At 74.5% G+C, this 23,917-nt stretch carries 24 protein-coding genes; 12 read left to right on the top strand and 12 right to left on the bottom strand.

Annotation, left to right across the window (positions count from 1 at the left end; translation table 11 throughout):
- Nucleotides 1–76 precede the first annotated feature (76 nt).
- Complete coding sequence (locus tag ACRAKH_RS23310; RefSeq protein WP_380728557.1) at nucleotides 77–244, bottom strand: hypothetical protein; 168 nt, start codon at nucleotides 242–244, stop codon at nucleotides 77–79.
- A 192-nt stretch (nucleotides 245–436) separates the two neighbouring features.
- On the opposite strand from ACRAKH_RS23310, the gene ACRAKH_RS23305 reads away from it, so the two are divergent.
- Nucleotides 437–1,807: a serine/threonine-protein kinase gene (locus ACRAKH_RS23305; RefSeq protein WP_380728555.1), complete on the top strand. Its 1,371-nt coding sequence runs from the start codon at nucleotides 437–439 to the stop codon at nucleotides 1,805–1,807.
- 112 nt (nucleotides 1,808–1,919) lie between these two features.
- On the opposite strand, the gene ACRAKH_RS23300 is transcribed toward ACRAKH_RS23305, so the two are convergent.
- The 6 genes from ACRAKH_RS23300 to ACRAKH_RS23275 form a co-directional block, all read right to left on the bottom strand.
- Nucleotides 1,920–2,876 carry an LLM class F420-dependent oxidoreductase gene (locus ACRAKH_RS23300; protein WP_380728553.1) on the bottom strand — a complete coding sequence of 319 codons (957 nt, stop codon included), beginning with the start codon at nucleotides 2,874–2,876 and terminating at the stop codon, nucleotides 1,920–1,922.
- An 8-nt stretch (nucleotides 2,877–2,884) separates the two neighbouring features.
- Complete coding sequence (locus tag ACRAKH_RS23295; protein WP_380728551.1) at nucleotides 2,885–3,532, bottom strand: HAD family hydrolase; 648 nt, start codon at nucleotides 3,530–3,532, stop codon at nucleotides 2,885–2,887.
- 125 nt (nucleotides 3,533–3,657) lie between these two features.
- Entirely contained in the window at nucleotides 3,658–4,398 is a 741-nt protein-coding gene (locus ACRAKH_RS23290; protein ID WP_380728550.1) for an alpha/beta fold hydrolase, read from the bottom strand.
- 129 nt (nucleotides 4,399–4,527) lie between these two features.
- The gene (locus ACRAKH_RS23285) at nucleotides 4,528–5,454 is read right to left on the bottom strand and encodes an anti-sigma factor RsbA family regulatory protein (protein WP_380728548.1); all 927 of its coding nucleotides are present in this window, start codon (nucleotides 5,452–5,454) and stop codon (nucleotides 4,528–4,530) included.
- Between the two features lie 54 nt (nucleotides 5,455–5,508).
- Complete coding sequence (locus ACRAKH_RS23280; protein WP_380728546.1) at nucleotides 5,509–6,003, bottom strand: GNAT family N-acetyltransferase; 495 nt, start codon at nucleotides 6,001–6,003, stop codon at nucleotides 5,509–5,511.
- Nucleotides 6,004–6,013: 10 nt separating this feature from the next.
- Nucleotides 6,014–6,385: a hypothetical protein gene (locus ACRAKH_RS23275; RefSeq protein WP_380728544.1), complete on the bottom strand. Its 372-nt coding sequence runs from the start codon at nucleotides 6,383–6,385 to the stop codon at nucleotides 6,014–6,016.
- Nucleotides 6,386–6,469: 84 nt separating this feature from the next.
- On the opposite strand from ACRAKH_RS23275, the gene ACRAKH_RS23270 reads away from it, so the two are divergent.
- On the top strand, nucleotides 6,470–6,628 hold the full coding sequence (locus ACRAKH_RS23270) for a hypothetical protein (protein WP_380728542.1): 159 nt from the start codon (nucleotides 6,470–6,472) through the stop codon (nucleotides 6,626–6,628).
- 43 nt (nucleotides 6,629–6,671) lie between these two features.
- Here ACRAKH_RS23270 and ACRAKH_RS23265 read toward each other — a convergent pair whose 3' ends face one another.
- Nucleotides 6,672–7,472 (bottom strand): SDR family NAD(P)-dependent oxidoreductase, encoded by an 801-nt coding sequence (locus tag ACRAKH_RS23265; protein WP_380728541.1) that lies wholly within the window; start codon nucleotides 7,470–7,472, stop codon nucleotides 6,672–6,674.
- Nucleotides 7,473–7,571: 99 nt separating this feature from the next.
- On the opposite strand from ACRAKH_RS23265, the gene ACRAKH_RS23260 reads away from it, so the two are divergent.
- The 6 genes from ACRAKH_RS23260 to ACRAKH_RS23235 all read left to right on the top strand — a co-directional run bounded on the left by ACRAKH_RS23260 (nucleotide 7,572) and on the right by ACRAKH_RS23235 (nucleotide 14,061).
- Nucleotides 7,572–8,525, top strand: a complete 954-nt coding sequence (locus tag ACRAKH_RS23260) for a Ppx/GppA phosphatase family protein (RefSeq protein ID WP_380728539.1) — start codon at nucleotides 7,572–7,574, stop codon at nucleotides 8,523–8,525.
- A 10-nt stretch (nucleotides 8,526–8,535) separates the two neighbouring features.
- Nucleotides 8,536–9,501, top strand: coding sequence for an STAS domain-containing protein (locus ACRAKH_RS23255; protein WP_447009287.1), 966 nt, complete (start codon nucleotides 8,536–8,538; stop codon nucleotides 9,499–9,501).
- A gap of 110 nt (nucleotides 9,502–9,611) precedes the next feature.
- Entirely contained in the window at nucleotides 9,612–10,052 is a 441-nt protein-coding gene (locus ACRAKH_RS23250) for a DUF4383 domain-containing protein (protein WP_380729383.1), read from the top strand.
- Nucleotides 10,045–10,674, top strand: a complete 630-nt coding sequence (locus ACRAKH_RS23245) for a hypothetical protein (protein WP_380729381.1) — start codon at nucleotides 10,045–10,047, stop codon at nucleotides 10,672–10,674. Before ACRAKH_RS23250 ends, ACRAKH_RS23245 begins: the two co-directional genes overlap by 8 nt.
- Before the next feature lie 192 nt (nucleotides 10,675–10,866).
- Nucleotides 10,867–12,435 carry a S8 family peptidase gene (locus tag ACRAKH_RS23240; RefSeq protein ID WP_380729379.1) on the top strand — a complete coding sequence of 523 codons (1,569 nt, stop codon included), beginning with the start codon at nucleotides 10,867–10,869 and terminating at the stop codon, nucleotides 12,433–12,435.
- Nucleotides 12,436–12,531: 96 nt separating this feature from the next.
- Nucleotides 12,532–14,061: a S8 family peptidase gene (locus ACRAKH_RS23235; protein ID WP_380729377.1), complete on the top strand. Its 1,530-nt coding sequence runs from the start codon at nucleotides 12,532–12,534 to the stop codon at nucleotides 14,059–14,061.
- A gap of 98 nt (nucleotides 14,062–14,159) precedes the next feature.
- Here ACRAKH_RS23235 and ACRAKH_RS23230 read toward each other — a convergent pair whose 3' ends face one another.
- Both ACRAKH_RS23230 and ACRAKH_RS23225 read right to left on the bottom strand, forming a co-directional pair.
- On the bottom strand, nucleotides 14,160–14,519 hold the full coding sequence (locus ACRAKH_RS23230) for a DUF2203 domain-containing protein (RefSeq protein ID WP_380729375.1): 360 nt from the start codon (nucleotides 14,517–14,519) through the stop codon (nucleotides 14,160–14,162).
- A 78-nt stretch (nucleotides 14,520–14,597) separates the two neighbouring features.
- A complete protein-coding gene (locus tag ACRAKH_RS23225) occupies nucleotides 14,598–15,761 on the bottom strand; it encodes a glycoside hydrolase family 6 protein (RefSeq protein WP_380729373.1) in 1,164 nt (387 codons plus the stop codon).
- A 204-nt stretch (nucleotides 15,762–15,965) separates the two neighbouring features.
- Here ACRAKH_RS23225 and mycP point away from each other — a divergent pair, with 204 nt between their 5' ends.
- Nucleotides 15,966–17,234 carry a type VII secretion-associated serine protease mycosin gene (mycP, locus tag ACRAKH_RS23220; RefSeq protein ID WP_447009286.1) on the top strand — a complete coding sequence of 423 codons (1,269 nt, stop codon included), beginning with the start codon at nucleotides 15,966–15,968 and terminating at the stop codon, nucleotides 17,232–17,234.
- Nucleotides 17,235–17,287: 53 nt separating this feature from the next.
- Here the strand turns inward: mycP and ACRAKH_RS23215 are convergent, their stop codons facing one another.
- Nucleotides 17,288–17,584, bottom strand: coding sequence for a WXG100 family type VII secretion target (locus ACRAKH_RS23215; RefSeq protein ID WP_380730164.1), 297 nt, complete (start codon nucleotides 17,582–17,584; stop codon nucleotides 17,288–17,290).
- Between the two features lie 47 nt (nucleotides 17,585–17,631).
- Entirely contained in the window at nucleotides 17,632–17,961 is a 330-nt protein-coding gene (locus tag ACRAKH_RS23210; RefSeq protein ID WP_380730166.1) for a WXG100 family type VII secretion target, read from the bottom strand.
- Nucleotides 17,962–18,115: 154 nt separating this feature from the next.
- On the opposite strand from ACRAKH_RS23210, the gene eccCa reads away from it, so the two are divergent.
- Genes eccCa through ACRAKH_RS23195 form a run of 3 tightly spaced genes read left to right on the top strand, consistent with a single transcriptional unit; the run spans nucleotide 18,116 to nucleotide 23,768 of the window.
- Nucleotides 18,116–22,066, top strand: a complete 3,951-nt coding sequence (gene eccCa, locus ACRAKH_RS23205) for a type VII secretion protein EccCa (protein WP_447009285.1) — start codon at nucleotides 18,116–18,118, stop codon at nucleotides 22,064–22,066.
- Nucleotides 22,063–22,443: a hypothetical protein gene (locus ACRAKH_RS23200; RefSeq protein ID WP_380730501.1), complete on the top strand. Its 381-nt coding sequence runs from the start codon at nucleotides 22,063–22,065 to the stop codon at nucleotides 22,441–22,443. Before eccCa ends, ACRAKH_RS23200 begins: the two co-directional genes overlap by 4 nt.
- Nucleotides 22,440–23,768: a hypothetical protein gene (locus tag ACRAKH_RS23195; protein ID WP_447009284.1), complete on the top strand. Its 1,329-nt coding sequence runs from the start codon at nucleotides 22,440–22,442 to the stop codon at nucleotides 23,766–23,768. Before ACRAKH_RS23200 ends, ACRAKH_RS23195 begins: the two co-directional genes overlap by 4 nt.
- Nucleotides 23,769–23,917: the final 149 nt, after the last annotated feature.

Genomic DNA, 23,917 nt, shown 5'->3' with positions numbered 1-23,917 from the left:
GGGTTGCTGCGACCCGGGTGAGGGCGGTTCGACCGCCGGAGCGCCGGAGGTCACTCGTTTGGGTGATCTTCGGTGTTCAGCCCGGCAGCTCGTCGCCGTCCACGGGACCGTGCTCGTACTCTTCGTCGGGGTCGCTGCCGTACTGAGCGGGCCGCACCCCGTCCACCTCGCCCAGGGCGTCCACCTTCGCGGCCGGGTCGTCGATGAACTCGTTGATCGTGGGCTCGTGCTCGCGTTCGGTCATGCGGCGGAGGTACCCCGCGGGCAGCGGTCCGACACCGTGCGCGAGGCCTTCGGGTTGCCGAAGCAGGGCGTGGTTTGTGACAGGGGGGCCACGGGTAGGTGGACTCGGAACGGCAAACGAGGTGGCCGCTCGCCCCGGTGACCGGTAGCTTCCGGCCTCCCGGCCTCGTCGACGCAGCGGAGGTTCGACCGGATGTGGGACGGTGACCTGACCGGCGAGGTCGTCGACGGCAGGTACGCCCTCGGCAGCCTGTACGGCACCGGCGGCATGGCCGAGGTGTACCGCGCGTTCGACACCCGCCTCGACCGGAAGGTCGCGCTCAAGTTCTTCCAGGGCGAGGCGTCGGGCGAGGACCGGATCAGGCTCGACCGCGAGGCGCAGGTCCTCGGCGAGATGCGCTGCCCCGGCCTGGTCGAGGTGTACGGCACCGGGGTCTTCCGCGGCCGGCCGTACTTCGTGATGCAGGCCGTCGAGGGCGGCACGCTGCGCCGTCGCATGCGCGGCGCGCTGGAGCCCGAGGTGGTGGCCACGATCGGCGCCCAGGTCGCCGGCGTGCTGGCCCACGTGCACGAGCACGGCGTCGTGCACCGGGACGTGAAGCCGTCGAACATCCTGCTCGACGCCGCCGGGCGGCGCGCCTACCTCGCCGACTTCGGGTTGGCGCTCCAGGCGCAGGTCACCCGCGTGACGCGGTCCGGCATCCTCGTCGGCACCGCCGGCTACCTCGCGCCCGAGCAGGTGCGCGGGGCGGACGTGCAGCCGTCCGCCGACGTGTACGCGCTGGGCCTGGTGCTGCTGGAGTGCCTGACCGGGCGGCCCGAGTACCCGGGCGGTGACACGGAGGCCGCGCTGTCCCGGCTGCACCGCGAGCCGCGCATCCCGGCGAACCTCCCCGACGCGTGGACCAGGGTCCTCACCGCGATGACCGCGTCCGACCCGGCCAAGCGGCCCACGGCGGCGGAGTGCGAGCGCCTGCTCACGGCGGCAGGGAAGGCCAGCGCCGGCCTGCCGCCGCTGGTAGAGGTCGCCGAGGTGGTCGTGGCGAGCACGCCCCCGGTGGCGGAGGCGGAGCCGCGGCGCAAGGACAGGCGGGTGTTGCTGGGCGGGGTCATGGCCGCGGCGGCGTTCACGGCGGTGACGCTGGTGGTGCTGACCGACACCACCGCGCCCGAGCACGGCCGGTTGCCCGGCCAGCCCGGCACGACGTCCGCGGGCGACCCGGTGGCCGAGCAGGCGCCCGGCACCGTCCTGCCGGACGGGCCGGCGGGCTCCACGGTGACGTTCGTGAACGGGACGCAGGTCCACCTGCCGGCCGGCAACGCCGACAACGCCGACAACCCCGCGGCGGGCCACCCCGGCGACTCCGGCGAGCCGGTCGGCCACCCCGCCGAGGTGACGACGACCGACGGCGCCCGCCCGACCACGACCAAATCCCGGCCGGAAACCCCGGGCAACACCGCGACTCCGACGAAGGCCCCGTCCAACGGCCCGGTGGTCGTGCCGACCCCGCCGGTCGAGACCGGCCCGCCGTCCCGCGACCGAGGCGCCACAGCGCGCGGCTGAGCACGGTCGGCGGCTGAGCACGGTCGGTGGCGCCTGGGCCGACCGCGCGCCCCCCGACCGCCGGACGAGCCGAGACCCGCCCCGCGCGGGGACGGGTCTCGGCTCGTGAGGTCTAGCGGAGGGCCGGGAGCAGGTCGGACTTGGCGAAGTCCAGGAACTCCGACTGGTGGTCGCCGCCGATCTGCACCAGGGCCAGGTCGGTGAAGCCCGCCTCGCGGAACTTCGCCGCGGCCTCCACGATCGGGCCCACGTCGGGGCCGCACGGGATCTTCTCGGCCACGTCCTCCGGCCGCACGAACTGGGTCGCGCCCGCGAAACCCGCCGTGCCGGGCAGCTCCGCGTTCACCTTCCACCCGCCCGCGAACCAGCGGAACTGCTCGTGGGCGCGTTCCACGGCCCGGTCGCGGTCCTCGTCCCAGCAGACCGGCAGCTGGCCGATCTTCCGCGATTGCCCGCCCTGGAACACGTCCCACTCCTGGCTCAGCGCCGCGTCCGGCTCGACCGCCACCATCGCGTCCGCCAGCGGCGCGAACGTGCGCACCGACTGCCCGCCGGACACCGCGACGGCGATCGGCACCCGCTGGTCGGGCAGGTCCCACAGCTTCGCCGAGTCCACCCGGAAGTGGTCGCCGGAGTAGTTCACGTACCCGCCGTCGAACAGCAGCGAGATGATCTCCACGGCCTCGCGCAGCAACTCGTGCCGCACGTTCACCGGCGGCCAGCCCCGGCCGACGACGTGCTCGTTCAGGTTCTCGCCCGCGCCGATGCCGAGGGTGAACCGATTGCCGGACAGCAGTTGCACCGTCGCGGCCTTCTGCGCGACCACCGCCGGGTGGTACCGCACGGTCGGGCACGTCACGTAGGTCATCAGCTCGACCCGCCCGGTGGCCTGGGTGACCGCGCCCAGCACGCTCCACGCGTACGGCGCGTGCCCCTGCTCGTCCAGCCACGGCGAGTAGTGGTCGCTCATCACCTCGAAGTCGAAGCCGACGTCCTCGGCTCGCCTGGCGTGCTCGACCAGCTCGCGTGGCCCGGCCTGCTCGGTCATGAGGGTGTAGCCGATCCGCACGCTTCCTCCTACGCCATCGGCAGGTCGGTGAGGTCCGCCCGCAACTCGTCGAGTCCTTCGTAGACTGCCGACGCGCCGTGCTCCCGCAACTCGGCCTCGCCGAAACCACCCGTGCGCACGCAGACGACGGGCAGGCCCGCCCGCCGCCCGGCCTCGCAGTCCCACACCGAGTCGCCGATGAGCACCGCCCGGCCGCTGCCGTCCACCCGCCGCAGCGCCACCTCGACGAGGTCGGGCGCGGGCTTGCTCTCCTCGACGTCGTCCGCCGAGACCGACGTGACGCCGGACGCGTCGATGAGCTTCAGGTAGTGGTCGACGTGGTGGCGCTTGCCGGAACTCGCGAGCACCACGGTGAACTGCTGCTCCAGCGCCGAGGCCACGAGCCGGTGCGCGCCCTCCAGCGGCCGGATCTCGGCCAGCATGGGCTCGAACGCCGCCTCCCACGCCTTGCGGAGGTCGTCGCCGTGCTCGCGCTCGACGTGCTCGCCCGCCACCGCGGTGACGAGCTTGTCGCCGCCCATCCCGATGGCCCGGTGCAGCCGCCACGTCGGGACGGTCAGGTCGAAGCGGCGGAACGCGCGGAACCACGCGACGGCGTTGTGGTAGTTGCTGTCCACCAGCGTGCCGTCGACGTCGAGGACGAGCGTGTTGGTCATGCGGCCTGGTTAACCAGGCAGGACACCGACCAAACCGGACGACCGGACCGGGGCGTTCGGCGCGGTGGGCGGGTCGTGCGGTCGGTGCGGTCGAGTGGTCGGCCGGAGGCGGTTGGGTCGCGCGGTCAGCGGCCGGGGCCCAGGGAGTCGAGGAACTCCTCGATCAGGCGGGCCCACTCGGCGGGCGCCTCGACCGCCGGGGCGTGGCCGCTGTCCAGCTCCGCCCAGCGGGAGCCGGGGACCAGGTCGGCCAGGGCGCGGGTCGTGCCGGGGGAGATCAGGCGGTCGTGCTTGGCGCCGATCACGAGCGTCGGCACGGTCAGCGACGGCAGCTCGGCCCGCAGGTCGGTGCGCAGCACGAGGTCCACCTGGTCGGGCGAGCCGGGTGGGACGGTGAGCGCGATCAGCTCCAGGAAGCCCTCGGCCTGCTCGGCGGTCATCCGCCGGTGGAACGGCTCGCCCAGCGCCACCGACATCAGGTAGCGGGCGAGCGTGGTGCGGTCGCCGGCCAGCAGCCGCCGCCACTCCCGCAGCCGGGCGCCGGTCTCGTCGTCGATGTGGGCGAAACCGGCGGTGAGCACCAGCGCCGTGACCCGCTCGGGGTGACGTGACGCGGCGCGCACGGCGACCGCGCACCCCATCGAGAAGCCGACGACCGCGAACCGCTCCTCGCCGTCGGCGGCGGCCACGAGCTGATCGGCGAGGTCGTCCAGCTCCAGCGGCGCGGTCGCGCGCGGGGTCGTCCCGGAGCCGGGGAAGTCGATCGCGTGCACCCTGCGCTTGCGCGACAGCTGCGGGATGAGCGGGCTGAAGTTCGCGCGGACGGTGCCGCCGGCCCCGTGGGCGAGCAGGAGTGCGGGAATCACGTGGTCGATTCTGCCGGGCCCCGCCCGCGGCGCGTGGCCGATTACCGTCCGAACGCCCGTCCACGACCTGCGCCGATAGGCCATTAGTGGACGAAGGTGGGCAACGACACACCGCGGCGCGCGGTCGGGTCAGCCGACGTACACGCGGATCGACGTCCCGGAGTCGCCGGTGTGCACGCGCACCAGGTCGCACAGCAGGTTCACCAGCATCACGCCGTACCCGCCGCGGGCGTTCGCCCCGGGGTTCCGCCTGCCCACCATCGGGTTCTCGATCCGGCCCGCGTCACGCACCTCGCAGACCACCGCGGCGTCCTCGCACCACAGCAGCAACGTGCCGCCGCCGCCACCGTGCACGACGCTGTTCGTCGTCAGCTCGTTCACCGCGAGCACGAGGTCCTCGACCTGGTCGGCGGTCAGGCCCGCCTCGGTGGCGAACCCGGCGACGAGCCGACGCGTGACGCCGAGCCCGTCGAGGTCGAACCCGCGGGTGAGGACGTCCGGCGGCGGCGGGGGGAGCGGCCGGTTGAACTCCTCGGCGATCAGGAACGGCTCGCGGTAGTCCGTGCTCGGCCTGCGGCGGTCGTCCTCCACCACGACCGGGTGCGTGGTCTCCGCGTCGCGGATCGCGTCCGGCGAGAGGTTCGCGGTGTCGTACGGGCACAGGATCCACGCCGGGCGGTCCTCGAAGGCGGTGTTGATCAGCGCCTCGTGCTGCACGCACGCCGGGTACTCCAGCTCGGTGCGGCCCGGCCAGATGGGCTCGCCGATGATCCGCACCCGACCGGTGGTGGCGTGCTCGACCGCGTTGTCCGTGAACGCGGTCAGCACGCCGGGGATGATGCGGCCCGGGTTCCGCCCGGCGCGCGTCATGTCGAGGAACTCGACCTGGTCCGCCTGTCTGCCCAGCGCGGCCCGTAACAGGTCGATCCCGCGCTGCGGCACGGCCACCAGCACCGGCTCGCCGGCGGCCAGGCCGTCGCGCACGAACGGCACCGTTCCCGCGAGGTACTGCTCGTCGTCGCGGTAGAGCAGTGCCTCGTGCACGAAGTCGACCACCGGGGGACCCTCCGAACGGTTGCTGGCGGGAGGTCTGCCCGCCCAGTATCGCGCTCAAACGCCCCGAATGAGCACCTTGCGCAGGCAAACGCGCGTCGCGGGGTCCAATCCGCGCCTCCGTTCGGCCTCCACGACCGCCCGCAGGCCGGGCGACAGCGTCTCCACCTCGTGAAACCCGAGCCGCCGGTAGTACGGCTCGTTCCACGGGACGTCGCGGAAAGTCGTCAAGGTCAACGCGTCGAGCCCGTGTGTCGCAGCCCACTGCTCCACGTGGCCGAGCAGCGCCGCGCCGATGCCGCGCCGCGAGTGGTCCGGGTGCACGCTGATCTGCTCGACGTGCGCCGCGCCGTCGACCACCTCCACCCCGACCCACGCCACGGGGCGCGGGTCGACGGCCACCCACACGTGCAGCTGTTCGAGGGTGCTCAGCGGCATGGGGTCGTCGTCGGCGATCTCGGGCATCCCGATGTCGCGGAACGGCTCGCCGGAGGCGCGCTCGACGGCGGGCAGGAGCGGCAGCTCCTCGGGGCGGGCGGGGCGGATCTCCACCCGCGCATGATCAGCCGGCGGTGAGGTTCTGCTCAACCTCGTTCGCCAGCGCTTCGAGCATGCGCTCGGGCAGCCGGTCGTCGGGGCACTCGTCCACGTGGAGTTCCGCGACGCTGCCCGCCGCGCCCGCCAACGAGACGCGCAGCGTGCCGCGGCAGCCGTGGTCGGCCAGCGGTTCCCACGTGAGCAGCAGCTGGTCGTAGTCGGCGGCCAGCTGCACCTGCCGCGGTCCGCCGTCCGCGCGGAGGAGCAGCACGTCGTCCGTCCGGCCGACGACCTCGTAGGGCTCGGGCAGCCACGCGGCGAGGCGGGACGGGTCGGCGGCGGCGTTGAACACCAGGTCGGGGAGGGCCGGGATGTCGCGTCTGGCGTGGATGGTCACGGTGCCGGTTACCCCGTCCGGGAGCGCACACACCGTTCGGGTCACCGGCCGTTCGAGTCGCCGCGCACCGGGTAACCGGCCGCCATGACCGCAGCAGACACGCCCCGAGAGCCGGTGGACGAGCCGGTGGACCCCGACGAGATCGCGGAGGAGGCGCCGATCGACCCCACCCCGCAGGAGGTGGACGAGTACCGCGAGCTGATCGGCGACGACGTCCCCTCGGACGACGACACCCCGGTGTGACCCGACGTCCCGGTGTGACCCGACGTCCGGGTCCGACCGGGGGTCACGTCCCGGCCGAGCCCGGCTCCGTCATGGCCCGCGTCACCCGGGCCGTCACGGGGTCGGGCAGGACCCGGCCCGCGACCGCCTGCGCCTTGTTCCGCAGCGACCCGGCCACCACCTGGTCGTCGCCCGCCATCAACGCCTTGAACCCGGCCCGCGCGACCTCCGCCGGGTCGTCCTTCGGTCCCGTGGCGACCTTCGTGTCCGTCATGCCCGCCCGGCGGAAGAAGTCCGTGTCGGTCGGCCCGGGCAGCAGCGCCGTCACGGTCACCCCGCTGTCGCGCAACTCCTCCCGCAACGCCTGCGAGAACGACAGCAGGAACGCCTTCGACGCCGCGTACACCGAGTGGAACGGCCCCGGCGCGGTGCCGGCGACCGACGACGTGAACAGCACCCGGCCCGCGCCCCGGTCGACCATCGCGGGCACCAGCCGCTTCGCCAGGTGAACCGCCGACCCGATGTTCAGCGACACCACCCGCAGGTGCGAGCGCAGGTCGCTGTCGTCCACGAAGTCGCCGCCGACGCCGACCCCCGCGTTGACCGCCAGCGCCGCCACCGGCCGCCCGGCCTCCTCGACCACGGCGACCAGGTCCTCGTTGCCCTCGAACGTCGCCAGGTCCGCCCGCACCGCGTCGACCCGCGCGCCGCCCGCGGCCAACTCCCGGGCGACGTCCTCCACCGCGGCGTTCTCCGCGGCGACGACCAGGTCGAACCCCTCGGCCACGAACACCTTCGCCAGTTCCAGCCCGATCCCGCTCGACGCGCCGGTCACCACGGCCAACGGCCTCTCCACAGCACCCATGGCCGTGAACTACCCGCAGTCGGATCACCCAATCCGGTTTCACCCGATGTGTTCCTGGGCACCCTCCGGTTCCTCACACACAGCGGTTGGCGGTGACGTATGTCCGGAAGACGAGGTCAGGTGGGCGTCCTCGACGTCGGCTGCTTCAGCGCGCACCTGGTCGTCGTCGACGGTTCCCCCTTGCACCCCCTCGTCTCGCACAAGACCCGCCTCCGACTGGACAAGGCGCTCGACCGGCACAACCGACTCGGCCCCGACGGCGTGGAACAGGTTGTGAGGGCTGTCCGCACCGCGCACCGCGTCGCCGACCGGGCGGGCGTCACGCGCGTCGTCCCGTTCGCCACGTCCGTCATCCGGGACGCCGCGAACGCCGAGGTGGTGATCGCCGAGGTCGCCCGGCGCACCGGCACGGTCCTGCGCGTCCTGCCCGGCTCCGAGGAGGCGCGCCTCTCCTACGTGGCCGCGCGGCACTGGTTCGGGTGGCACGTCGGCCGCCTGCTGGTGCTCGACGTCGGCGGCGGCACCGTCGAACTCGCCGCCGGTGACGACGTGCAGCCGTCGCTGGCGCGCTCGCTGCCGTTCGGCGCCCGCACGATGACCCGCCGGCTCGCCCTCGACCGGACCGCGGCGCGCGACCACCGCGGCCTCGGGCGCGAACAGGTCCTGGTGCACGACCGCGTGGTGGCCGCGCTGGACGGCACGGACGTCGCCGACCACCGGGCCGTCGGCTGCTCGAAGGTGTTCCAGCAGTTGGCGCGGCTGGCCGGCGCGCGCCCGCAGCACGAAGGGCCGTTCGTGCCGCGGACCCTGCGCCTGGCCGACCTGCGCCAGTGGGTGCCGAGGCTCGCCCGGATGCCCGCGCCGCGACGGGCGCGGCTGCCCGGCATCTCGCCGCACCGCGCCGGGCAGTCGCTCGCCGGCGCGCTGGTCGCGGAGGCGCTGATGGTGGCCACCGGCCACGACGAGGTGGAGATATGCCCGTGGTCGACGAGGGAAGGGCTGCTGCTCACCCTCTCCGAGGTGGGCTACGACGAGTTCTGCCGGGTGGCTTGAAGGGAACGGAATGCTGGCGCTGTCGGTCGAGACCCACCGGACGGGGTGCGCGGTGGTCGTGGCGACCGGGGAGTTGGACCTGGCGGGAGCGCGCCGGGTGCTGGACAAGATGGACCGCCTGGTGACCGAGGGACGTGACCGGATCGTCCTCGACATGGCGGGGGTCGCGTTCTGCGGGGCGCAGGCGATGAGCGCGTTGGTGCGCACCAGGGCGCGGGCGCAGCGGGCGGGCGGCTGGTTGCGGCTGGCCGCCGTGCCGCCGCACGTCCGGCGGGTGTTCGAGCGCACCGACCTGGACCGGCTGTTCCCGCGGTACCCGGACGTGGCGTCGGCGGCCACCGGGCGTGCTGTGCCGGCCGGTGCGGTGGCGAGCGCTGAGCGTGCGGCCGCTGCCGGTGGTGCCGTGTCCGGTGGTGCGGCTGCGACTGCTGTCCGTGCGGCGGCGGCGCGTGCGGCCGCGAGGGCGGAGGCTGCGCGTGGAGCCGCTGCGGGGAAGCGGGCGGCGGGCGCGGGCGGTGGCGCGTCGGGTGGCCGGGCCGCGGGTGCTGGTGGGGCGGCTGCGGGGGAGCGGGCTTCCGGTGGTGGTGCGGCGGGCCGTGACGGGGGGATCGTCAAGGGGCGTGGCGTGGTCAGCGGTGACGGGCCGGTGGCCGCGAGCGGCGGGGTGGCGGTCGGCGGGGTGGTGAGCGGTGACGGGCCGCTCGCGGCCGGCCGTGCCGTCGCGAGTGGTGACCGGGCGGCGGTCGCCGGTGCGGTGGCGAGTGGTGACGGCGCCACGAGCGCGGGTGCTGCGGCTGGTGGCGATGGGGCGACGGGCGCGGGTGCTGCGGCTGGTGGCGATGGGGCGACGGGCGCGGGTGCGGCGGCCAATGGTGACGGTGCTGCGGTGTCCACCGGTGGGGCGGCGGCTGATGGTTCTGCTGCTGACGGTTCTGCTGCTGACGGGTCCGCGGTCGAGGGCGGCGGCGAGCGGTGACGTCGGTGAGGTCGGTGGTGAGCGGTCGGGAAGGGCCGGGCAGGGGCCGTTTCGGGCGGTGACGGAGGGGTAGCCGAGCGGAAACCACCGTCCCAGGCGAGGTGATCCCGATGAGCGCGACCACGCGCCTGCCGCACCCGGTGCGCGCGGCGGCGATGGCGGTGGCCGTCGTGTTCCTGTTGGTCGGCGTGCTCGGCTTCGTGCCGGGCCTGACCGCCGACCTCGACCGGATCGCGTTCGCCGGACCGGAGTCGCACGCGCACCTGCTCGGCGTCTTCCAGGTGTCGGTGCTGCACAACCTGGTGCACCTGCTGTTCGGCGCGGTGGGCCTGGTGGCGGCACGGGCCGCGTCGTCCGCCCGCGCGTACCTCGTCGCCGGCGGCGCGGTGTACCTCCTGCTCTGGGTCTACGGGCTGGTCGTGCACAAGGACAGCGGGGCGAACTTCGTGCCGCTCAACGCCGCCGACGACTGGCTGCACCTCGGCCTCGGCCTCGGCATGGTGGCGCTGGGCCTGGCGCTCAAGGGCAACCCGAACGCGCGCAGTGCCTGACCTCGTCACGCCCGCCTTCCGCGCGCTGGCCGCCGCGCGGGACGCCAGGGCGTTCCACCCGCGCGGCCGGTGGTTCCGCGGCACGGTGACCGCCACCTACGACCCCGCCCTGCCGGTGCCCGTGGGGGAGAGCGAGGTCGTCGGCCGGCTGTCCAAGGGGATCGGCACGCCCGGCGGGCTGCCCGACGTGCTCGGGTTGGCGTTCCGGCTGCCCGGACCGTGGGACGTGCTGCTGTCCACCTCGTTCGCCCGCGTGCTGCCCCGGCTCGCGCGGAACTGGTCCAGCGGCCCCTACGGCAGCATCACGCCGTTCCGCCGGCGTGGTCGGCTGGTGTGGCTGGCCGCCGTCCCGGACCGGTGCCGGACGAGGTCCGCGGCGCTCGACGCGCTGCCGGACGAGCTCGGGTTCACGCTGGAGGTGAGCGGGCCGTGGCGGCCGGTGGGCCGGCTCGTCGTGCGGCCGCTGGACGTCGACCGCGACCTGCCCGTGCTCGACCCCGTCCGCAACCGGCCGCCGGACGTCGACCTCGCGCCGGCCGTGCTCGCCAAGGCCCGGGAACGTGCCTATCAGGGCAGCCGGCGCGGACGATCCCCCGATCCAGTGACGGCACCCGACGCATGACGCGCGCGGCGCGGGGGTAGACGGGACCATGGCGCAGCAGTCGAGGTCCGGTAGCCCTCCGCCCTAAGTTTGCGTAGCCCTACGTACCGCTACCCGGATTGATAGAGGTTCCCCGTCACCCGAAAGTGGGTCCACGTGGCCGCCGGTCTTCACCACCCCTGCTGGGCGGCCGAGTGGAACGGAGAACGACCGATGCGACATGATCGCTCGACCCGGCGACGGGTCGTCACCGCCTGTCTGGCGGCGGCAGCGCTGCTGTTCGCCGGCGTGGGCTACGGGTACGGCGCCGAAGGGCAACCCTCGGGCGGCATCCGCGGCGCCGACCGGCCCGACGCGGTGAAGGACAGCTACATCGTCGTCCTGCGCGACGGCGCGGTCACCGCGCTGCAGACGCCCGGCAAGGCCGACGAGCTGACCCGCAAGTACGGCGGCAAGGTCAAGCTCACCTACACCGCCACCCTGCGCGGCTTCTCGGCCGCGATGAACGAGGAGCAGGCGCGCCGGCTCGCCGCCGACCCGGTGGTGGAGTACGTGGAGCAGGACGGCATCGCGCGCGCCACCGACACCCAGACCAACCCCACCTGGGGCCTCGACCGCGTCGACCAGCGCAACCTGCCGCTCGACGCGAAGTACACCTACGCCAACACCGCGTCGAACGTCACCGCGTACGTTGTGGACACCGGCATCCACAAGGCGCACGCCAACTTCGGCGGCCGGGCCGTCGACGGCTACGACTTCATCGACAACGACGCGGTGGCGCAGGACTGCAACGGCCACGGCACGCACGTCGCCGGCACCATCGGCTCCACCACGTACGGCGTGGCCAAGGGCGTCAAGCTGGTCGGCGTCCGGGTGCTCGACTGCCAGGGCACCGGCCAGTGGTCGCAGATCATCGGCGGCGTGGACTGGGTCGCGCGCAACGCGGTCAAGCCGGCCGTGGCCAACATGAGCCTCGGCGGCGCGGCGGAGTCCTCCGTGGACAGCGCGGTCAAGCGGGCCATCGCGGCGGGGATCACGTTCGCGGTGGCGTCGGGCAACGACAACCGCGACGCGTGCGGCACCTCGCCCGCCCGCACGCCCGAGGCGATCACCGTCAACGCCACCGACAGCTCGGACAACCGGTCGTCGTTCTCCAACTACGGCACCTGCACCGACATCTTCGCGCCGGGTTCCAACATCACCTCGACGTGGAACGACGGCGGCACCCGGAGCATCAACGGCACCTCGATGGCCACGCCGCACGTGGCGGGCGCGGCGGCGCTGTACCTCTCCGCCAACACCGCGGCCACCCCGGCGCAGGTCGCCACCGCCCTGACCACGAACGCCACCCCGAGCGTGGTCCGCAACGCGGGCACGGGCTCGCCGAACAAGCTCCTCTACACCGGGTTCATCGGCGGCGGCCAGCCCCCGGTGTGCGCGGGCGGCTCCAACACCGACGACGTGGCGATCCCGGACGCGGGGGCGGCGGTGACGTCGAGCGTGGTTGTGGCGAACTGCGACGGCGCCGGTTCGGCGTCGACCTCGGTGAAGGTCGACATCGTGCACCCCTACTCCGCCGACCTGGCCGTGGACCTCGTCGGTCCGAGCGGCGCGGTGTTCTCCCTGCGGCGGGCGGGCGGTGTCGGTTCGGCCGACGGCATCCACGAGACGTTCACCGTGAACACGTCGTCGGAGACGAAGAACGGCACGTGGAAGTTGCAGGTCAAGGACGTCTACACGTACGACACCGGCCACCTCGACGCCTGGTCCCTGGCGTTCTGACCGGCCGGTCCCGGCTCCCTGCCCCATGATCGACACCCGCGGCGCGTGTCCCCCCGCGCCGCGGGTGCCACCACCCTGCGCTCGTGGAGGAAATCCATGGCACACCGACTGCCGGCCGTCGCGGTCATCACCGCGCTCGCCGCCCTCGGCCTCGCGCCACCCGCGCACGCCCAGGCCGACTTCGTGCCCGCCGGAACCCCCGTGGCGGGCAGCTTCCTGGTGTCGCTGAAGGAGACCGTGCGCGCGGCGGACATCGCGTCGCACGCGTTGACCGGCAAGTACGGCGGTCGGGTGAAGACCGTGTTCACCGCCGCCATGCACGGGTTCCTGGTCAAGGACCTGACCGACGCCCAGGCCCGCAGGCTCGCCGCCGACCCGGCGGTCAGGCGGGTCTACCAGGACGGGACCGCCCGCGTCGCCGACACCCAGGTCAACGCGACGTACGGCATCGACCGGGTGGACCAGCGCTCCCTGCCGCTGGACACCCGCTACACCTACAACACGACCGCGTCCAACGTCACCACGTACGTCCTGGACACCGGCATCCGCAAGACGCACACCGAGTTCGAGGGCCGGGCGAGCGACGGCTACGACTTCGTGGACGAGGACCCGACCGCCCAGGACTGCAACGGGCACGGCACCCACGTGTCCGGCACGATCGGCGGCAAGACCTGGGGCATCGCCAAGAAGACCAAGCTGGTGGCGGTGCGCATCCTCGGCTGCGGCGGCAGCGCGCCCGACTCCGACGGCGTCGAGGGCATCGAGTGGATCGTCCGCAACGCGGTGAAACCCGCCGTGGTCAACGGGAGCTTCACCTTCGACACCCCCGGCATCGGCGACGAGGCCATCACCCGCCTCAACCAGGCGGGCGTGACGTTCGTGGTGGCGGCGGGCAACAGCTCGGCCGACGCCTGCGGCACCGGACCCGCGCGCAACACCACCGTGATCGCGGTCGGCGCCACGGACCACAACGACAACCGGGCCTCGTTCTCGAACTACGGCTCGTGCGTCGACATCTTCGCCCCCGGCAACAACATCACGTCCGCCTCGCACACCGCTGACACCGGGCAGGCGAACCTGAGCGGGACGTCCATGGCGTCGCCGCACGTGGCGGGCGGCGCGGCGCTGTACCTGGCGGGCAACCCCTCCGCCACCCCGGCCCAGGTGGCCAAGGCCCTGACCGACTCGGCGACCCCGAACCTGGTCAGGAACCCCGGCGCCGGCTCGCCGAACAGGCTGCTCTACACGGCGTCGTTCGGCGGCGGCCAGCCGCCGGTGTGCGCGGGCGGTTCGACGACCGACGACGTGGCGATCCCGGACGCCGGGGCGGCGGTGACGTCGAGCGTGGTCGTGGCGAACTGCGACGGTGCCGGTTCGGCGTCGACCGCGGTGAAGGTGGACATCGTGCACTCGTACTCCGCCGACCTGGCGGTGGACCTGGTGGGTCCGAGCGGCGCGGTGTTCTCGTTGCGGCGGCCGGGTGGTGTCGGTTCGGCTGACGGCATCCACGAGACGTTCACCGTGAACACGTCGTCGGAGACGAAGAACGGCACGTGGAAGTTGCAGGTGAAGGACGTCTACACGTACGACACCGGCCACATCGACGGGTGGAGCGTCACCTTCTGACGCGGAGGTGACCGGCGAGGGTGACGGCGGGCGGTGGTCGGATGCGGCCACCGCCCGCCGGCGTCAACCGGTCCGGTGGCCCGGCCGAGGGTGGTCGGTCAGGGCAGGCGGCGGCGGCCGGCGAAGCCCAGGTCGGCCCGGTGGTACCAGGTCAGGCCCTCGTCGCCCTCCAGCCAGCACAGCAGCACCGGCACACCGTCCACATCGGACGGGAAGTCGACCAGGAGCGGCGCGAAGCCCTTCAGCTCGGCGCCCGTCGCCTGCACGGTCGTCATCAGGTCGTCCAGCCGGGCCTGGGCGGCTTTCAGCTCGGGCAGGCCGCCGAGGTTCGTGGGGCTGCCGTCGTGGAGGGAGGCGGCCAGCTCGGCGGCGTCGGCGCGGACCTCGACGATCTCGGCGAGCACCGGCTTGAGCTTGGCCAGCTCGGCACGGGCCTCGGGCACGCTGAACAGTGACATCGCCGTCCAGGCTACCGGTGTGCCGGAACGCGCGCGGTGGGGCCACCCGGTGACCGGGCGGCCCCACGTCACGCGGGGTCAGCGCAGCGGCGGGGAGGCCAGCTTCGCCAGCTCCAACGCCTGCTGCGGCCACCAGCGGCCCGCGGCGGGACCGCCCTGGCACTCGCCGTCCGACTCACCGGGGCGCTTGGTCCACACGAACGCGTCGACCAGCGGGATGCCGGTGTTCGCGGTGGGACGCGCGCCCAGGCCGCGGCCCGGCGGGTTGCACCAGTCGGTCTCGCCCGCGCCGGGCGTGTAGTGGCCCTGGCCGTTGCGGCTGGTGTCCAGCACGAAGTGGGTCATCTTCGGCTTGTGCACGTCGATGGCGTCCAGCTCGTCGTTCGACGGGCAGGTCGCCGCGCCCTGCTTGGTGCGCAGGTAGATGCACCTGGACACCCGCGTGCCGTACTGCACCAGGTCCTCGGTGAAGCGGTAGTTGGACGTGTTCAGCGCGAACCCGTCCGCCCGCGTGACGCCGCCCTGGAGCAGGCGGTTCACGATGCCCAGCTGCTGGCGCGGCTCGCCGTAGCCCGCGTCGTAGTCGTTGAGGGCCTGCCACGCGGAGTGCCCGGCGTCGAGGTAGACGCGGGTGTGCTTGCCGCGCTTGAGCGCGTCGACCGCGTGGTTGATCTCGCGGAACCGCTGCGGCACCAGCTCCTCGTCCGGGCCGATCGTGCACCACGGCTCGCTGGTCAGCAGCGCGAGGCCGTCGGGCTCGACGACCACGACCGCCTTGTCGTCACCGATGCCCTGGGCGAAGGCGTCGATCCACTCCTTGTACTCCTGCTCGCTGCGCGCGCCGCCCGCGGACCACTGCGAGCAGTCCCGGTAGGGCACGAAGTACGCCACGAGCACCGGCACCTGGTCCTTGGCCTTCGCGGCCCGCACCACGTCGCGCACGTTCTGCCGGACCTGGTCCGCGCCCGCGTTGCTGAACCAGATCGCGGTCGGCTGGGCGGCCATGGCCTCCATCAGCTCGGCGTCCGCGACCCGGCCCTCCTGCCGCCACTGGGCGGCCTGGCGGGACGCGTGGGTGTCCGGCTCGACGTAGAAGGACGTGCCCTTGGGCAGGTGCGGCGGTCCCGCGGCGTCCGCGGGCGCGCCGGTCTCCGCGCCGGCGGCGACCGCTCCGGCCAGCGCGCACGCCACGGTGGCGGCCAAGGCCAGGCCGACGCGTCGTCGTCTCGCTCCGATGTCCACTCGACTGCTCCTCACGTAGCGCCTTCTGGGAGCGCTCCCATATCGCGGGCAAGCATGCGACGTGATGAGCTGGATCACAACCCCCCGTCGTGCGTGGAGGCCCCGTTTCGCAACCTGGTCGTTACCTGCGAGGTCCTTTCGCCGGTGTGACCGCTTCCGGCCAACGGCGGCGGCGGGCCGCGCGCGGGTGCCGACGATGGGGCGGTGAGACGACTCAGCACCGCGCTCGCGGCCGTCGCCGCGGTGGCGCTGTCCACACCGGACGCCCAGGCCGCGCCGCCGGCCGGCGCCTGCCACGACCCCGAGCCCGCGCGGCCGGTGATCCGGGAGCTGCCCTGGGCGCAGCAGGCGCTCAACGTGCGGCGGGCGTGGCCGCACAGCACCGGCGCCGGCGTGCTCGTCGCCGTCGTGGACACCGGCGTGGACCGCGACCACCCGCAGCTCGGCGCGGCGGGCAAGGTCGAGCGGGGCCAGGACTTCCACCTGGTCGGCGACCTGCCGGGCGACTTCGACTGCGGTTCGCACGGCACCGCCGTGGCGAGCGTCGTCGCCGCCGACCCGGTCGAGGGCGTCGGCTTCCACGGGGTCGCGCCGGGCGCGCGGGTGCTGCCCGTGCGGGTCGCCGACCGGAACCTCGACGGCGACACCGGCGCGGTGAACGCCCTCGACCCCGTGGTGCTGGCCCGCGGCATCTGGTACGCCGCCGACCAGGGCGCGAAGGTGATCAACCTGTCGCTGGCGGGCCAGGAGGACAACCGGTACGTGCGGGACGCCGTGGCGCACGCGGTGGCGATGGACGCGGTCGTCGTGGCCGCCGTCGGCAACCGCCAGCCGGACGACGGCTCCCGCCTCCCGTCGTTCCCCGCCGGGTACGACGGGGTGCTGGGCGTCGGCGCGATCGACATCGCCGGCGACCGGGTGGCGGGCTCGCAGGTCGGCGACTACGTGGACCTCGTCGCACCCGGCGCGGCGGTGGCGGGCGCGACCCGTGCGGGCGGCCACGCGTACTGGCAGGGCACGAGCTTCGCCGCGCCGTTCGTGGCGGGCACGGCCGCGCTGGTGCGGGCGGCGTGGCCCGAGCTGACCGCGCCGGAGGTCGTCCGCCGGCTGCTGGCCACGGCGAGCCCGGCCCGCGGTGACGCCGCCGCGTACGGGGCGGGCGTCGTGAACCCGTACCGCGCGGTCACCGAGGGCCTGTCCGCCGCGCCGCCCGCGTCGATGCCGGTGGTCGTCAAGCCGGTCGAGGACCCGGACGCGGTGCGGGAGCTGCGGTGGTGGGACGGCGCGGTGGCCGCGGCGCGCCGGCACGTCGTGGTGGGTGCGGCCGTCGCCGTGCTGGTGGCCGTGCTCGTCCTGGTGCTCGGGCGCGGACGGCGGCGGCGGTGGACGCCGACCCGCCTCGACCGCCTCCCGGACGGTCCGCCGCCCGCCGAGCCACCCGACCAGGTGTTCCTGTTCACCCGGCAGGGGTGACCGGATCGCGGGAAGGCCCCGACGCCGTGGCGCCGGGGCCTTCACCGCACCCGTCAGATCCCCGTGCTGCCGATCCGCGCCACGGCCGCGCCCAGCGCCTGCTGCAGCTCGCCGTTGGCCTTGTCCACCCCGCCGCGCAACGCCTGCAGCATGGCCTGCTGCGCGGTCGACACCTGGTGCCACGCGGCGCTGATCTCGCCGAACTGGCCGCCGGCCTGGTCCAGCCAGTCCGCCGACGTGGCGCCCGACGTGGTGCGCCAGGTGTCCATCTCCTGCTCGACCTTCGCCACCGTGGCGGCGATCTGGCCGGCCAGGCCGTCCAGCTGGCCGAAGTCGCCCTTGATGAGCATGTCCGTCCCTCCCTTGTCCTGGTCGCGTCCGAGCGGTCCCGTTCGACCTAGCCGAGCGCCCCGCCGAACGGGCTCGCGCCCTGCACGGCGTTCAGGCCGGACGCGGACGCCTGGTCGGCGGTGAGGTAGGTGTTCGCCGAGTACCGGGTGTTCTCGCCCAGCGTGTTCAGCGCCGTGGTGAGCCGCGCGATGCCCGCCTCCCACTGCGCGTGCGCCGCGTCGAACGCGGGCCGCGCGGTGCCCTCCCACGAACCCTTGAGGGCGTCCACGGTGGGGCGCAGCGCCGCCCGGTGTCCCTCGATGTCGGCGGACACGGTCGCGGCCATCGCGGCGGCGCGCTCCAGTGTCTCGGTGACACCGTGAAGTTGGTCCTGCACTCCGGTTCTCCTTCCGCTCGTTGCCGGGTGTCCACAGCGAACCGCGCGGACCGCGGCCGACGACGGCACGCGGCACGTTCCTGCCACCACCGGCCCGGACCGCCCGCGCGGCACCACGATCGGCGGACGACACCGTCAGCGAGGGGAGAGCCGCGTGGCGACCGTGGTGGTGACGAGGCCCGTCCGCCGGCCCGCGCCGGAGGTGCCGTCGGGCGAACTGGTGCTGGACGCGCCGCCGGAGATCCCGCCGCCCGCCGCGCGCACCTGGGCGCAACTGGTCGTGGTGCTGCCCATGGTCGCGATCATGGGCGCGATGCTGCTGATGTTCTCCGGCAGCACGACCGGCGCGCTGCGGTTCGTCGTGTTCGGGCTGTTCGGCGTCGCGATGCTGGCGATGGTGCTGGTGTCGTTCCTCAACAACGGCGGTCCGGGCAAGCGGGAGATGGCCCAGGCGCGCCGCGCCTACCTGCGGCAGCTCGCCCAGCACCGGGTGCGGGTGACCAGGGCGATCCGGCGGCAGCGGGAGGCGCTGGCCCACCTGCACCCCGAGCCGGACGCGCTGCCGTCCCTCACCGCGGGCGACCGGCGGTGGGAGCGGCGCCGTTCCGACGCGGACTTCGCCGTCGTGCGCGTCGGAACGGGGCCGCAGGGCGCCGCGCTGGAGCTGGTGCCGCCGGACACCAAGCCGCTCGAGCAGCTGGAACCGTTGTCCGCCTTGGCGTTGCGCCGGTTCATCACGACCTACGCCACCGTGCCGGACCTGCCGCTGGCGTTGGCCCTGGCCGGTTTCGGCGTCGTCCACGTCGGCGGCGACCGCGACCGCGCCGTGGCCCTGGTGCGGGCGGTGCTGGCGCAGCTCGCCGTGCTGCACGCGCCGGACGACGTGCGGGTGGCGATCTGCGCGGGCGACGGCGCGCGGCCGTCGTGGGAGTGGGTGAAGTGGCTGCCGCACGCCCTGCACCCCGACCGCTCCGACGCGCTCGGCCCGGTGCGGCTCGTGGCGTCCGGGGTGGTGGCGCTGGAGGCGGTGCTGGACGACCTGCTCGCCGACCGGCCCCGGTTCGACCCCGAGGACGGGCGCGGGACGTCCGGGCCGCACCTCGTGGTCGTGCTGGACGGCGGCGCGGTGGCGGGCTCCGACCACCTGATGACCGGCGGTGGCGTCGAGGGCGTGACGGTGCTGGACCTGTCGTCACCGCCGCCGCGCGTCCCCGAGCGCTCGGTGCTCGTGCTGACCGTGACCGCGGACGGCGTGCTGACCGCCGCCACCGCGGACGGCGACGTCGAGCTCGGGCGCGCGGACGCGCTGGACCTGCCCACGGCGGAGGCCGTGGCCCGCGAGCTGGCCCCGTTGCGGCTCACCGCGGGCGGCGCGGGCGACCAGCCGCTGTCCGGCGTGACGGGCCTCGCCGACCTGCTGGACCTGGGCGACCCGTACGCGTTCGACCCGCGCGACACGTGGCAGCAGCGGCCCAACCGCGACCGGCTGCGCATCCCGTTCGGTCTCCGGGAAGACGGCGCGCCGGTCGACGTGGACCTCAAGGAGTCCGCCGAGGACGGCATGGGGCCGCACGGCCTGCTCATCGGCGCCACCGGGTCCGGCAAGAGCGAGCTGCTGAGGACCCTGGTGCTGGGGCTGGCCGTGACGCACCCGCCCGAGTCGCTGAACTTCGCGTTGATCGACTTCAAGGGCGGTGCGACGTTCGCGACGCTGGACCGCCTGCCGCACACCAGCGCCGTGATCACCAACCTGGTGGACGAGCTGCCGCTGGTCGACCGGATGGCCGACGCCGTGATGGGCGAGCTGGTGCGGCGCCAGGAACTCCTGCGCGCGGCCGGGAACTTCGCCTCCCTGCGCGACTACCACCGGGCCCGGGCCGCCGGCGCGCCGCTGCCCGAGGTGCCGACGCTGCTCGTCGTGTGCGACGAGTTCAGCGAGCTGCTGTCGGCCAAGCCGGACTTCGTCGACATCTTCGTCCAGATAGGACGGTTGGGTCGATCGCTCGGCGTGCACCTGCTGCTCGCCAGCCAGCGGTTGGAGGAGGGACGGCTGCGCGGGCTGGACACGCACCTGTCGTACCGGATCGGCCTGCGCACGTTCTCCGAGCTGGAGAGCCGCACGGTGCTCGGCGTGGCGGACGCGTTCAGCCTGCCCCGCGCGCCGGGGCACGGGTTCCTGAAGTACGGCACCGAGCCGATGGTGCGGTTCCGGTCCGCCTACGTGTCCGGGGTGCACCGCAGGCCGGGCGCGGGTGCGGCGAGCGGATCGGGCGACGTGCCCGGAATCGCCCCCTACACCACGGACTACGTGCCGCCGCGCGTCGAGCAGCCGGTCGCGGACGAGGCGGACGACGAGGCGGTGGGGGAGAGCGTGCTGGACATCCTGGTCGACCGGCTCGCCGGCCGCGGCACGCCCGCGCACCAGGTGTGGCTGCCCCCGCTGGACCGCTCGTCCACAGTAGACGAACTGCTCGGCGTGCTCACCGCGCACCCCTCGCGCGGCCTCTGCGCGGCCGACCCGCGCCGCCGCGGCGACCTGCGCGCCGTCATCGGGCTGGTCGACCGGCCGTTCGAGCAGCGCCGCGACCCGCTGGAGCTGGACCTGTCCGGCGCGGCCGGGCACGTGCTCGTGGTCGGCGGGCCGCGCAGCGGGCGCAGCACGGCGTTGCGGACCGTCGTGGCGAGCCTCGCGCTCACCCACACCCCGCGCGAGGTCCAGTTCTACTGCCTGGACTTCGGCGGCGGCCTGCTCGGCGCGCTGCGCGGCCTGCCGCACGTGGGCGGGGTCGCCGGGCGGCAGCAGGCGAGCGCGGTGCGCCGCACCGTCGCCGAGGTCGCCGCCGTCCTCGAACGGCGGGAACGGCTGTTCGCCGAGCACCAGGTCGACGGCATCGCGGGCTTCCGTGCGCTGCGCCGCGAGGGCCGGTTCCCCGACGAGCCGCACGGTGACGTGTTCCTCGTCGTCGACGGCTGGCAGACGTTGCGCAAGGAGTTCGAGGACGTGGAGGACGCGGTGTCCGACATCGCGACCCGCGGCCTGTCGTTCGGCGTGCACGTCGTGGGCGCGTGCTCCCGGCCGTTCGACCTGCGGCCCGGCATCCGCGACCTGTTCGGCAGCCGGGTGGAGCTGCGGCTGGGCGACCCGCTGGACAGCGCGGTGGACCGGCGCAGCGCGGCGGCCGTGCCCGAGGACGCGCCGGGACGCGGCATCACGGCGCAGAAGCACCACCTGCTGGTGGCGTTGCCGCGGATCGACGGCGAAGCGGACGCCGACACCGTCACCGCCGGGCTCGGCGCGCTGGTCGACGCCGTCTCGCGGGCGTGGACCGGCGCGCCCGCGCCCCGGGTGCGGATGCTGCCCGGCGTCGTGTCCCTGTCCGACCTGCCCGCCGCGGACGACGGCCTGCGGTTCGCCGTCGGCATCGCCGAGCACGACCTGGGCCCCGTGCACCTCGACTTCGCCGCCGACGCGCACTTCCTCGTGCTGGGCGACGCGGAGTCCGGCAAGACCGCGTTCCTGCGCACGCTCGCGCGCCGGATCGTCGACAACCGGACGCCCGCGCAGGCGCGCCTGCTGGTGGTCGACCACCGGCGCGGCCTGCTCGGCGACGTGCCGGACACGCACCTCCTCGGCTACGGCACCGACGCCGCCACCACCGCGCACCTGCTGTCGGAGGCGGCGCGGGCGATGGCGGGACGCCTGCCCGGCCCGGACGTGACGGCGGCGCAGCTGCGCGCCCGCGACTGGTGGACCGGGCCCGAGCTGTTCGTGCTGGTCGACGACTACGACCTCGTGGCGACCGGCCTCGACAACCCCCTGTCGGTGCTGCTGCCGTACCTGCCGCAAGGCCGTGACATTGGGCTGCACGTCGTGCTGACGCGCCGGTCCGGCGGCGCCGGGCGGGCGCTGTTCGAGACGTTCCTCGCGCGGCTGCGCGACGTCGGCTCGCCCGGCCTGATGCTCGCCGGCGACAAGAACGAGGGCCCGCTGCTCGGCGGCCTCAAACCCGAGCCGCTGCCGCCCGGCCGCGGCCGGCTGGTGGATCGGCGGCGCGCGCCGTCGCTGGTGCAAGTGGCACTTCCGGACCGAGGGAGCGATCAGTGATCGAGGGAATCACCGACGACATGGCGGCGTTCCGGCCGCGGCAGTTGGACCTCACCAGGGTGGCGCGGGAGGCCGTGCCCGGCGGGTGCGGCGGCGGGGGGATGACGGAGTGCCCGCCGTTCCAGGCGGCCGACGAGGCGTCGACCACCGCGTTGACCACCTACCTGACGGCGGCCGACCAGGAGTTGGCCCGGTGCCGCGAGATCGCGGTGGCGTGCGCCGACGACTACCTCCGGGCCGACGGCGTGGGCGCGCGAGGGCTGGTCCGGGTCGCGGACGCCGCGCCGCTCGGGCCCGCGCCGGTGTTCGCGGAGGCGACCCGGCTGTCCCAAGCTGCCCGGCGCGGACCCGGCGGCGCGTTGGCGGGGCTGTCATGAGCTACGCGGGCATGACGTTGCCGCAGATGGCGGCGATGGTCGACCAGGAGATGAGCCACCTCCACCGGCTGAACCGGGCAAGCCGGATGTGGGCCGAGGCGCGTGACGAGCTGCGGCTGTCCGCCGACGCGCTGCGCGGCGAGATCGCCGGCCTCGCTCCACGGTGGACGGACCAGGCCGGTGACCTGTTCGTCGCGCGGGCGTCGGCGGCGGAGCGCGGCATGGCGGACTGGGTGGCGCGGATCGAGGCGGCCCAACCGTGGGTCGCGTTGGACGCGCTGGCCAAGGAGATCCCGGTGACGCGGGCGTACATCCACCAGCTGCTCGCGGCGGCGCGGGCGTTGCAGGCGGCGGCTGTAGCGTCGGCGGGGGCGGCGCAGGCCGTCGTCCAGCAGCAGTTGTTGGCGTTGCAGGCCCAGGCGGCGCAGCGGATGGCCGAGCTCGGGGCGTTGTACACGGCGGCGACGGGTGCGGTGAGTGCGGCGGCCCAGGGGCAGGCGGGTCAGGGCCAAGGGGGTCGGGCGCAGGCGTCGGCTGGGGGCGGTGGCGGTTCCGAGGCCGGTGGACCTGGTGGTGCGCCGGGTGGTGGACCCGGTGGGAGCGCGGGTGGCCCTGCCGGTGGTCCGGCGGCTGGTGGTCCGGCTGGTGGTCCGGCGGCTGGTGGTCCGGCCGGTGGTGGCGCCGGTGGTGCGGTGCCGGGTGGTGGTCCGGCGTTGGCCGGAGGTGCCGTCGCGCCGCCCAAGGTGCCGTCCGCGCTGCCGCCGATCGACGTGCCGCGCCCGCCCGCGACGGTGCCGTCGCCGCCCGTCGCGCCGCCGGTGGGAGTGCCCGGTGGTGTGGGCGTGCCGGCGGCGTTGTCGTCGCGGGGCGTCGGGGCTGCGCGCGGGATCGGTGGTGTGCGGGGGATCGGCGGGTCGGCGTTGACCGGTGCGCCGGGCGTCGCGGCCATCGCGCGCGTGTCGAAGCCGGGCACGATCTCGGCCGCCGCGACCCCGCCGCAACCGCCGACGCTGCCCGCGTCCGGCGCCGCGACGTCCCCGCCGGCGACCGGGAACGGCACGGTGCCGCCGATGGTGCCGCCCACGTCCGCGGCGGCCCAGTCGGGCTCGGGACGGCCGAAGCCCGGCACCGCGCAACGTCCGCCGGCCGGCAGGGGACGTCCCCGCACCGGCACGCCCGGAGTCCCGGACCCGTTGCGCGGCCGGGCCGCGGCGGGTGGCGTGCCGCCGACGCGGTCCGAGCGCCGCCGGAAGCCCGAGGCGGAGGCGTTGGACGAGGACCTGTGGCAGACCGACGAGCCGAGGTCGCCGCTGACCGGGCGCTGATCACCTCCCGGGAACACCGCGGCCGCCCGTGGACGACGGGCGGCCGCGGTTGTTCGCGTGGTGGCGCAGGTCACCCGCACCGTCCTGTCACAAGGACCGGGTGGACGGTGTCTTGATGCGCGTCAGGCACACGAGACCACGAGTGAGGA

The sequence above is a fragment of the Saccharothrix hoggarensis genome, assembly GCF_052936025.1.
This window is presented reverse-complemented; position numbering and strand designations above follow the sequence as displayed.